Origin of the sequence: Streptomyces longispororuber (genome assembly GCF_014656095.1) — a bacterium.
Lineage (GTDB): Bacteria > Actinomycetota > Actinomycetes > Streptomycetales > Streptomycetaceae > Streptomyces > Streptomyces longispororuber.
Genome location: NZ_BNBT01000080.1, coordinates 26,317 through 36,580, shown reverse-complemented (window position 1 = coordinate 36,580; position 10,264 = coordinate 26,317). Strand labels below are relative to the sequence as shown.

Sequence of the window (10,264 nt, the reverse complement as noted above, 5' to 3'; positions counted from 1 at the left end):
GGCCCCTGGACGCGGGTGCCGCCGGGCCGGGCGGGCAGGACGACCGCCCGCCGGTCGCGGTCCCGGCGGGCGGTGCCGCGGCCGGTGGTCGCGCGGGTGGTGGCCGCGTGGGCGGGTGAGGTGCTCATCGCGCTTCCTGGGTCCGTTCGTCGGGTCGGCGGGCTGTGCTCATCGCGCGTCGCCGGTCCGTTCGCCGGGTCGGCGGGCCACGAAGGTGTGGGCGATACCGGTCTGCCAGCCCGGCAGCGGCAGGGGGCGGACCCGCTCGAAGCCCGCCGCGCGCAGCCGCAGCGCGAACCGCCCGGCGGTGTCGAACTCGACGACGCTGCGCCACAGGTGCCGGTACAGCCGACCGTCGCCCAGCAGCGTCGCGGCGGGCTGCACCACGCCCCGGCACACCAGCGTCCACACCGCGCGGTCGCCGCGCCGGCCGCTGAGGGCGTACTCGTGGACGCCGAGCCGTCCACCCGGCCGGAGCAGCCCGCGGACGGTGGCGAGGACGGCGTCGGGGTCGGTGACGTTGCGGAAGAGGTAGGCGGCGAAGACCGCGTCGAAGCCCCCGCGCACCCCGGCTTCGGCCAGCCGCTCGACGGGGGCGTGGACGAAGGTCACTTCGCGCGCCCAGGGCTTGGCCGCCGCCCGCCGGAGCATGCCGGCCGAGGCGTCCACGGCCGTGATGTCGGCGGCGGCCAGCACGGAGCGCAGCGCCGCGGTGGAGGCGCCGGTGCCGCAGCCGAGGTCGAGCAGGCGCAGCCCCTGTCCGCCACCGGGCAGGCCGAGGCGGCGTACCGAGCGGCGCAGGTGGGCGTGGTAGCCGGGGTTGGCGGCCACGAGGGTGTCGTAGCTGCGCGAGGCGTGGTCGAAGGCGGCGGCGAGGTCCTCGTCGCGCAGGAGGGTCATGCGGTCTCCGTCGGGGGGTGGGGCGGCGGGTGCGGCGTGGCGGGGACGTCGACGGGGCGGCGGCGGAGGCGAGGCAGGTCGAGGGCGGAGCGCAGCATGGGCCCGGCGGGGGTGCGCAGGCCGATCGCCAGGTCCTCGTGGAGGCGGGTGTCCCCGTCGAGGAAGCGCAGCAACCGGGCCCCGGACACCCGGGCGAACAGGCGGGTGAACAGCTCAGGACCGTCCGCCCGGCCGCTGTCCAGCGCGCGCAGCAGCACGGCGTCCATGGCCCGGGAGCGGGCCGAGTGCGCGGCGGGCGGCACCGGGCTGCGCCCCTCGCGCAGGGCGCGGGCGACGGCCCGGGTCTGACGCTGGATCGCGGCGAAGGTGTAGCCGGTGGCGGGGCGGGTGGCGCCGCCGGCGGCACCGATCCGGAACACGGACGCGCCCGCCCGGCGGGGGAGCGGCGCGTCGGTCATCGGGATGACACCCGTCTCGGTGGCGGAGACCCGCCGTTCGCCGAGCCGCAGCACGTCGTCGGCGTAGTGCCGTACGGCGGCCTCGTAGGCGGGCGGCGTGAGAGGGCGGGCGGAGAACTCGGTGTACTCCACGAGTGCCTCGTGCGGGGTGAGCGGCAGCACGTAGCCGAAGGACAGGCCGTGGGCGGGCTGCGGGGTGCGGAAGTCCATCAGCTCCACGGTGGTGGGGTCGAAGACGGGCCGCGCGGTGTGCACGAACCAGCCGTGGAAGTGCTGGAGCAGCAGGGTGCGGGCGGCCGGCAGGCAGGGCGGCGGCCGCGAGTCGAACACCCAGCGGGCGTCGAGCACCCGCGCCACGCCGTCGGTGTCCCTCAGGCACACCTGGGCGCCGTCGGGACCGTCCCGGACGGTGTCCACGGTCCCCCGCAGGCGGTGGACGTTGGGGCTGCGGGCCAGGTCCCGCAGCACCAGGCGCTCGAAGTCGTCGGAGCGGATCATGCGGTACCGCAGCGGGGTGATGTCCCGCACGACGCCGTCCCCGGCGGGGGCGTCGGCGTGCGGGCGTACGCGCACCCGGTGCCAGTGGGCGCTGACGGCCGCGTCGAACCGGCCCGGCCCCGCCGCCCAGTGGCACCAGGTGCGCGGGGGCGGGCGCAGCGGCCCGGGGGGTGCGTCGACGAGCACCACCGAGGGCGTGCGCAGGCCGGTCGCGTGGCCTGCGAGACGGTGGGCCAGCGACAGCCCGGCGGCTCCTGCCCCGACCACGGCCACGTCCCACTGCGGCACGGTGCTCTCCTTCCTCCGGGTCTTCCGCGTTCTCCGGGTTCTGCGGGTCCTGCGGGTCCTTCGGGTTCTACGGGTCCTCCGGATCCTCTGGGTCCTTCGGTCGGTCGTCCGGGACCCGCGCGCTTCCAGGACCGCCGGGGTTCGGGACCGGTGGGTCCCGGGCCCGGTGAGGGCCGGGTCTGGTGGGTGCCCGGGGCGTGCGGCGGGGCGGTGGCCGGGTTCATCGGTGATTCCCGTTTTCTCGTCTCCCCGCCTTCTCTTCCGCCCTGAGCACCCCATCGGATGCAGGGCACCCCCGGCCGGCGCGCACCCGGGCCGCGGACACGGCAGCGTAGGAGCGAGCGGGCCCGGGACCTGGTGGAAACGGGAGGGATCGCGCATCCGTTCGCGCCACCCGCGCCGAAGCAGAGGTGACGGCAACGACGGACACCACGGAGGGAACCGGGATGCGCCCCATCCACGCCGACGACCACCCCACGACCGCACCACCGCGCCTGGTCGCTGTCGCGGAGGCGCCCGCGGCGGACCCGTCGCGCATACCCGCCGGCGACACCGGTACGGAGGCCGCGACGGCACGGTGGTGGCACCCTGCCAGCGGTGAGCTGTCCGCCTGGGGGCCCCGAGAGGTGCGCGAGATCGACGCCGACGTGTCCGGGGCCGTCGGCCGGATGCTCGGCCACGTGCTGACGGAGCGTCTGCACCGGGCCCGGCAGACGGACCCCCTCTTCGCCCAGGAGCTGGCCGAACGGGTGACCCGCTTCACGCTGAGGGGCGGCAAGCGCCTGCGGGCGCGGCTGGTGTGGTGGGCGGCGCGGGCCTGCGCCGGGCGGGACCCGGCGGTCGCGGCGGCGGCCCTGCGGGTCGGTGCCGCCCTGGAGCTGCTCCAGACCTGCGCGCTCGTGCACGACGACGTGATGGACCGGGCGTCCCTGCGGCGCGGCAGGCCCGCGCTGCACGCGGACGTGGCCGCCGACCACGTCGCCCGGGCGGGGTGCGAACGGGCCGACCGGTTCGGGCAGTCGGCCGCGATCCTCGCCGGTGACCTGGCGCTGGCCTGGGCGGACGACCTGGTGGCGCAGACACCGCTGCCCGACGGGACCGCGGAGGTGGTGCGACGGCTGTGGAGCGACATGCGTACCGAGATGGTGGCGGGCCAGTACCTGGACGTCCAGGGCCAGATCACCGGCGCGCGGTCGCTGCCCCGCGCGCTGCGCGCCGCCTGCCTGAAGAGCGCCGCGTACTCGGTGGAGCGGCCCCTCGCGCTGGGGGCGGCGGTGGCGGGCGCGGACGGGGCGACGCTGCGGCGGCTGGGCGACGCGGGCCGGTGCGTGGGGCTGGCGTTCCAGCTCCGGGACGACCTGGACGACGTCTTCGGCGACCCGCGCGACACCGGCAAGGCGTGCGGCGGTGACATCCGCGAGGGCAAGCCGACCTATCTGGTCGCGGTGGCCCGGGCGCGGGCCGAGGCAGCCGGTGACCTGGAGGCGCTGGCCGTGCTGGAGCGGCGGCTCGGCGACGCGTCGCTCACCGCGAGCGGCCTGGCGCAGGTGCGCGAGGTGCTGGTCGCGACGGGCGAGAAGCCCGCCGAGGAGGCCAAGGCCGAGCGCCTCGCCGCGCGGGGCCTGCGCCACGTCGACGGCGCCCGCCTCACCCCGGAGGGCGCCACCGAGCTGCGCCGGCTGCTGCTGGCGGTGGCCGGGGCGCGGCCGGGCACGGAGGGGCACGGCGATAGCGAGGGGGCTCATGGCGGCAGCGGGGCACGGGGTGGCACTGGGGCCCACGGTGAGGAGGCGGCCCCTACCGCCGAGGAAGCCGGGCCTGGCCATCGGCCCCGCGCCGAGCGGACAGCCCGTACGGGCGAAGCGGTCCGGGGCGGCCATCGGGCCCACGCTGCGCAGGAAGCCCGTACCGGCGAGCCAGCTCGTGACGGCCGTCGGAGCCACGGTGAGGAGGCGGCTCGCACTGGCGAGGGAGCTGGCGAGGGCACCAGCGCGATGGGCGGGTACGGCGCGGGCGCGGGGGCCGGCAGCGGCACGGGCGCAGGAGTCAGCAGCAGCCCGGGCGCGGGCGTCGGCAGCGGCACGCATGCGGGCTCCGGCGACGGCACCGGCGCAGGAGCCCCCGGCTACACCGGCGCCCGCGGCAACTCCGGCGCCCGCGCCAGCAGCAGCGTCCGCGAGGGCACCAGCACCCCCAGCAACACCAGCGCCCGCGCCAGCACCGGTGTTCGCGACGGCACCGGCGTTCGGGGCAGCACCAGCGTCCGCGCCAGCAGCAGCACCCCCAGCAGCACCCACACCCCCAGCAACACCAGCCCCCAAAACAGCACCAGCCCCCACCACGGCACCCAACCCCGCGCAGGTGAGGAGGCCGGTCGATGACACGCTCCCTGCCCGGGCCCACGGACCACGTGGTGGTCGTCGGTGCCGGACTGGCCGGTCTGGCTGCGGCGCTGCACCTGCTGGGCGCCGGACGCCGCGTCAGCGTCGTCGAACGCGAGGAGCTGCCCGGGGGCCGGGCCGGGCGCCTCGACCTCGGCGGCTACCGCGTCGACACCGGGCCCACCGTCCTGACCATGCCGGAACTCGCCGACGAGGCGTTCGCCGCCGTGGGCGACAGCCTGTACCGCCGGGTCGACCTGGTCGCGCTGCACCCCGCGTACCGGGCCTGCTTCGCCGACGGCAGCAGGCTCGACGTGCACACCGACGCGGAGGCGATGGCCGCGGAGGTGGAGCGGTTCGCCGGAGCCGCGCAGGCCGCGGGCTACCGGCGCCTGCGCGCCTGGCTGGAGCGGCTGTACCGGGTGCAGATGCGCCGGTTCATCGACGTCAACTTCGACTCGCCGCTCGGCCTGCTCGGCGCCGACCTCGCCAGGCTGGCGGCGCTCGGCGGGTTCGGCCGCCTGGACGCGCGGATCGGCCGCTTCCTGGAGGACGAGCGGCTGCGCCGGGTGTTCTCCTTCCAGTCCCTGTACGCCGGTGTGCCCCCGGCCCGGGCGCTGGCCGCGTACGCCGTCATCGCCTACATGGACACCGTCGCCGGCGTGTACTTCCCGCGCGGCGGCATGCACGCCCTGCCGCGGGGCATGGCGGACGCCGCGGCCGACGCGGGGGCCGAGCTGCACTTCGGGCGGCACGTGCGCCGCCTGGAGCGCCGCGGGTCGCGGATCACGGCCGTCGTCACCGACGCGGGTCGCATCCCGTGCGACGCCGTGGTCCTCACCCCGGACCTGCCGGTCGCCTACGAACTGCTCGGCCGCCGTCCGCTGCGCCCGCTGCGGCTGCGCCACGCTCCCTCGGCGGTGGTGCTGCACGCCGGTACCGACCGCACGTGGCCGCACCTGGCCCACCACACGATCTCGTTCGGCGCGGCCTGGCACGGCACGTTCGAGGAACTGACCCGCGCCGGGCGGCTGATGAGCGACCCGTCGCTGCTCATCACCCGCCCCACCGCCACGGACCCCTCCCTGGCGCCGCCGGGCCGGCACCTGCACTACGTCCTCGCCCCCTGCCCCAACACCGACACCGGCCCGGCCGCGGCATCCTGGACCGACCTCGGCCCGCGCTACCGCGACGCCCTCCTGCGCGAGCTCCAACGGCGCGGCCTGGATGGGCTGGGCGCCGCCATCGAGGAGGAGTGCCTGGTCACCCCGGCCGACTGGCACGCGCAGGGGCACGCCGCCGGGACGCCGTTCTCCGCCGCGCACACCTTCGCCCAGACCGGCCCGTTCCGGCCGCGCAACCTCGTGCGCGGCACGGACAACGCCGTCCTGGCCGGCTGCGGCACCACCCCCGGCGTCGGCGTGCCCACCGTCCTGCTGTCCGGAAAGCTGGCCGCGGCCCGGGTCACCGGCCTGCCCGGCGCCGGACGTACCGGAGCGCGTAACGCACCGTCCGCGCGCACGGGCGGGGCGGTCCGCCCACCGTCGGGATGGAGCCCGTCCCCGGCCGCCGCCACCGGCCGGGGCGCCGACGCCGCGAGCGGGGGCACGGCCCCATGACCGACCGGGAACTGGACGCCGCGGGCATCACCGGCCCCGCGCTGCGCGCGGCCTACCGGCACTGCCGGGCCCTCAACGCGCGCCACGGCAGGACGTACTTCTTGGCCACCCGGCTGCTGCCGGTCGAGCGCCGGCCCGCCGTGCACGCGCTGTACGGCTTCGCCCGCTGGGCCGACGACATCGTCGACGCCCTGGGACCGGGCAGCGGCGCCCGGGCGCGCGGGCGGGCGCTGGCCCGGCTGTGGGACGAGCTGGAGGACGGGCTGCGGCGTGGCGGCGGCGCCGAGCCTGTGGTGCGCGCGCTCGCCGACACCGCCCGCCGCTACGCCATCGACCACGCCCACTTCCGGGACTTCATGGCCGCCATGCGCGCCGACCTGGTGGTGCGGGACTACCCCACGTACGCCGATCTGCGCGGCTACATGCACGGCTCCGCCGCGGTGATCGGGCTGCAGATGCTGCCGGTGCTCGGCACGGTGGGCCCCCGCGAGGAGGCCGCGCCGTACGCGGCGGCCCTGGGGGAGGCCTTCCAGATGAGCAACTTCCTGCGGGACGTCGGCGAGGACCTGGACCGCGGGCGCGTGTACCTGCCCGCCGACCTGCTCGCCGGGCACGACGTCGAGCGGGAACTGCTGCTGTGGAGCCGGGCCAGCGGGCGCCCGGACCGCCGGATCACCGCCGCGCTCAGGGAGTTCGAGGCGCTGACCCGCGGCGTGTACCGGGCGGCCGTGCCCGGCATCGCGCTGCTCGACCCGGTGGCGCGGCCCTGCATCCGCACCGCGGCCGTGCTGTACGGCGGCATCCTGGACGCCGTCGCCCGCGACGGCTACACCGTCGTGCACCGCCGCTCCGCGGTGCCGCGCCGGCGCCGGGCCCTCGTCGCCGCCGACGGTCTGACCCGGGTGGTAGCGGCCCGGCTGCGGGCGCGCGTACGCCCCGCGGCCGACCGCCCCCCCCCCTCCCGCCCGCCGTACGCCGCCGCACCCGGCCCCGCGGCAACGCCGCACCGCACCAAGGAGAGCGCGTGAACCGCCGCCGCCTGCCGCTGTCGCTGCGCCGCGACGCCGTGCCCTGGGAGCGCCAGCGGCCCACCTGGCGCGAGGCCCGGCGCGCGGTCGACGCCGAGGCGCGGCGCCGGGCGGGGGCCCGCCCGTCCGGCAACTGGTACGTCGTGGGCGCCTCGCGGGCGGTGCGGCGGGACGGCAAGCTGGCGCGGACCGTGGCGGGGCAGGAGGTCGTGGTCTGGCGCGGGCCCGGCGGCCGTCTCGTCGGCGGGCCCGGCATCTGCCCGCACCTGGGAGCGCCGCTGCGGGACAGCCCGGTGCGCTGCGGCACGCTGGTCTGCCACTGGCACGGCCTCGCCCTGGACGGCCAACCGTACGCGGGCTGGTCGCCGCTGCCGGTGCACGACGACGGGGTCCTCGTGTGGGTGCGGCTGGACGCGGTGGGCGGGGAGGAACCCCTGGCCGCGCCGGTGGTGCCGCCCCGCCCCGCGGCCGCGCGAGCCCTGGCCGCGGTGTGGACGGGCGAGGGCACCTGCGAGCCCGAGGACGTGGTGGCCAACCGGCTCGACCCGTGGCACGGGGCCTGGTTCCACCCCTACTCGTTCGTCGACCTGAGGGTCGTGGACGCGCCCGGCGCGCCGGGCGGTGGCGTGGACGCCTTCACCGTCGAGGTGTCCTTCAAGGTGGTGGGCCGTCTGGTCGTCCCGGTGCGGGCCGTGTTCACCGCGCCCGAGCCCCGCACGGTCGTCATGCGCATCACCGAGGGCGAAGGCGAGGGCTCCGTCGTGGAGAGCCACGCCACGCCGCTCGGCGCGGACGCCCTCGGCCGTCCCCGCACGGCCGTCGTCGAGGCGGTCGTCGCCGCCTCCGACCGCCGCGGCTTCACCGTCGCCCGCCGCGCCGCGCCGCTGCTGCGCCCCCTGATGCGCACGGCCGCAGGCCGCCTGTGGCGGGACGACCTGGCGTACGCCGAGCGACGCTGGCACCTGCGGTCCACGGGCCGCTTCCCGGGGTGAGGCGACGGGACCCGGGCGTACTGAGGGGGAAGGCGGCTCACCGCGCGGTGTACAGGCTCCGCACCGCCTCCACCGCCTGGGGCAGCCCGTGCGGCCGGAGCATGCCCGGGGGCCGGGAGCGGCCCCAGCCGGGGCCGCCCAGCAGCACCACCGGGCCGCGCCGGGCCCCCTTCATGCCCCAGCGCGCCCCGGCGACGTGCCGGGCCAGGGCCGGGGCGGCCCGTACGGCTTCCTGGGCCCAGAGCACGACCGCGACGGGGCCGAGCCGGCGCACCGCCGCGTCCAGCGCCTCGGGCGGCACCGCCGCCCCGAGCATCCGCACCGGCAGCCCTTCCAGGGCGAGGGCCGCGTACAGCGCCTCCAGGGCCAAGGTGTGCTGTTCACCGGGTACGCAGGCCAGCAGGGCACAGCCGGGTGCCGGGGCGGCCGGGGGCGGGGCGGGCGGGGCGCTGCGGCGCAGGGTGGTGGAGATGTGCCAGGCGAGCAGGTGCTCCACCTCCACGTACCGGTCGGCGGCGGTGGCGGCCCAACGGCGCCCCACCGCGCGCAGGGTGGGGACCATGACGTCCTCCCAGGCGGCCACGAGGCCGTGGCGGGCGACGGCGGCGGTGAGCTGCTCGTCGAGCGCGGGGGCGTCGAGCCGTACGGCCGCGCGGGCCAGGCCCCGGCACTCCTGGCGCACGTCGCCCAGCGGCAGCGCGCCGGCGGCCCGCGACCTGGCGGATGACGCACCTTCTCCCGGCACCGGCGAGGGGCGGTCCGGACCGGCGGTGCGAGCGGCGCGCGCCGCGTCCGCCGGGGGGACGCCGGTGGCCGTGAGGCGGCACATCCGCTGCACCGTCACCACGTCCGCCGCCGTCCAGCGCCGGTGGCCGCCCTGAGTACGGGCCGTGGGCCCGATGCCGTAGCGCCGGTCCCAGGACCGCAGCGTCATGGGGGAGATGCCGAGTCGGCGCGCCAGCACGCCGGTGGTCACCCCCGCGCCGCCCAAGGTGCCGTCCGGTGCGCCGGGCGGCGCGGGCGACGGCTGGGCGCCGGAGTCCGCGATGGTCATGGGTGCCTCGTCCCGGGTCGCAGCCGCCGTGTCCGGTTCCGCCTTCCCTGTCGGGCACGCGGCACGCCCGGGCGGCGCGCTCACTCCGCCCGGTCCTCGAGGCTGCGCGCCAGGCGCAGCAGACCGCGCCGGGTGTGGCTCTTGACCGTACCCAGCGGCCATCCGGTGACGTCGGCGATCTGCGCCTGCGTCAGGTCCCCGTAGAACGCCAGGCACAGCACCCGCCGCTGGGCGTGCGGCAGGCGGTTCAGCTCCCGCACCAGGTCCACCCGGTCCAGGACGGCGTCCTGCGGCCGTACGGGGTCCGCCGTCCTGGTGGACTCGCGGGCCGCCGCCGCGGCGGCGATGCGGGTGCGGCGGGTGCGGGCGGACAGCGCGTCGGCGATCTTGCGGCGGGCGATGCCCACGAGCCAGGCGGGCAGCGTGCCCCGGCCGAGCCGGTAGCCGTGGCGCCCGTGCCAGGCGGCGAGGAACACCGTCTGGGTGACGTCCTCGGCCTCGGCCCCGTCACCCAGGGACTGCCCGGCGAGCGACAGGACGAGGGGCGCCCAGCGGCGGTAGACCGCTTCCAGGCTCCCCTCGTCACCCGAGACGAACCGCCGTGCGAGAGCGTGCTCCGGTTCCGCCGTGAGCGCGGGGGACGGGGGGAACGCAGCGAGTGCGGTCATGCGGCGGCTCCTTCCACGGGACGGCCACGTGCCGTGCGGCCACGGTCCGTCCGGCCCCCGTCCAGCGCCAACTCGCATCGGTTCTGCATCGCATCGCGTTCGCGTGCGGTGCTCGCCCGGGTGACGCCCGGTGACGTCGGCAGTCAGGAGGACCCCTCGTACGTCGTCTCGCCCTCGCTCCCGGCGCCGCCGTCGCGGCGGGAACGCTCCGGGAGGAGTCACGGGCTCGGTGTACGCGGCGGAGGGCATGCTGATCGTCGGCGGCGTCGAGCACACCGCCCCCGACCGCTGGACGCCCGGCCGTCCTCCGCCGGGCCCCGTCCCCGCCGGTGGAGGAGGGGGCGATGGGGTGCGGCCGCCATGGCCGTGGTGGTGCGG

The 10,264-nt window shown here is 77.8% G+C and carries 8 protein-coding genes; 4 read left to right on the top strand and 4 right to left on the bottom strand.

Translation table 11 applies throughout. The features are described from left to right. Window positions 1-168: 168 nt before the first annotated feature. Together IE330_RS23080 and IE330_RS23075 are read right to left on the bottom strand one after the other, a co-directional pair. Window positions 169-900 (bottom strand): class I SAM-dependent methyltransferase, encoded by a 732-nt coding sequence (locus tag IE330_RS23080; protein WP_190137998.1) that lies wholly within the window; start codon window positions 898-900, stop codon window positions 169-171. Next, window positions 897-2,144, bottom strand: a complete 1,248-nt coding sequence (locus IE330_RS23075; protein WP_190137997.1) for a lycopene cyclase family protein — start codon at window positions 2,142-2,144, stop codon at window positions 897-899. The genes IE330_RS23080 and IE330_RS23075 overlap by 4 nt, the downstream gene beginning before the upstream one ends. 446 nt (window positions 2,145-2,590) lie before the next feature. Between IE330_RS23075 and IE330_RS23070 the strand changes: the two genes are divergently transcribed. From IE330_RS23070 to IE330_RS23055, 4 genes are read left to right on the top strand one after another with little or no spacing between them, the layout of a single operon-like run. Beyond that, window positions 2,591-4,525, top strand: a complete 1,935-nt coding sequence (locus IE330_RS23070) for a polyprenyl synthetase family protein (protein WP_308439036.1) — start codon at window positions 2,591-2,593, stop codon at window positions 4,523-4,525. After that, window positions 4,522-6,144 (top strand): phytoene desaturase family protein, encoded by a 1,623-nt coding sequence (gene crtI / locus IE330_RS23065; RefSeq protein ID WP_190137996.1) that lies wholly within the window; start codon window positions 4,522-4,524, stop codon window positions 6,142-6,144. The genes IE330_RS23070 and crtI overlap by 4 nt, the downstream gene beginning before the upstream one ends. Then, window positions 6,141-7,172 carry a phytoene/squalene synthase family protein gene (locus tag IE330_RS23060; RefSeq protein ID WP_190137995.1) on the top strand — a complete coding sequence of 344 codons (1,032 nt, stop codon included), beginning with the start codon at window positions 6,141-6,143 and terminating at the stop codon, window positions 7,170-7,172. Before crtI ends, IE330_RS23060 begins: the two co-directional genes overlap by 4 nt. Continuing rightward, the gene (locus IE330_RS23055) at window positions 7,169-8,164 is read left to right on the top strand and encodes a Rieske (2Fe-2S) protein (protein ID WP_190137994.1); all 996 of its coding nucleotides are present in this window, start codon (window positions 7,169-7,171) and stop codon (window positions 8,162-8,164) included. Before IE330_RS23060 ends, IE330_RS23055 begins: the two co-directional genes overlap by 4 nt. A gap of 37 nt (window positions 8,165-8,201) precedes the next feature. On the opposite strand, the gene IE330_RS23050 is transcribed toward IE330_RS23055, so the two are convergent. Together IE330_RS23050 and IE330_RS23045 are read right to left on the bottom strand one after the other, a co-directional pair. Further along, on the bottom strand, window positions 8,202-9,218 hold the full coding sequence (locus IE330_RS23050; RefSeq protein ID WP_190137993.1) for a MerR family transcriptional regulator: 1,017 nt from the start codon (window positions 9,216-9,218) through the stop codon (window positions 8,202-8,204). Window positions 9,219-9,298: 80 nt separating this feature from the next. Beyond that, a complete protein-coding gene (locus tag IE330_RS23045) occupies window positions 9,299-9,886 on the bottom strand; it encodes an RNA polymerase sigma factor (RefSeq protein WP_190137992.1) in 588 nt (195 codons plus the stop codon). Window positions 9,887-10,264: the final 378 nt, after the last annotated feature.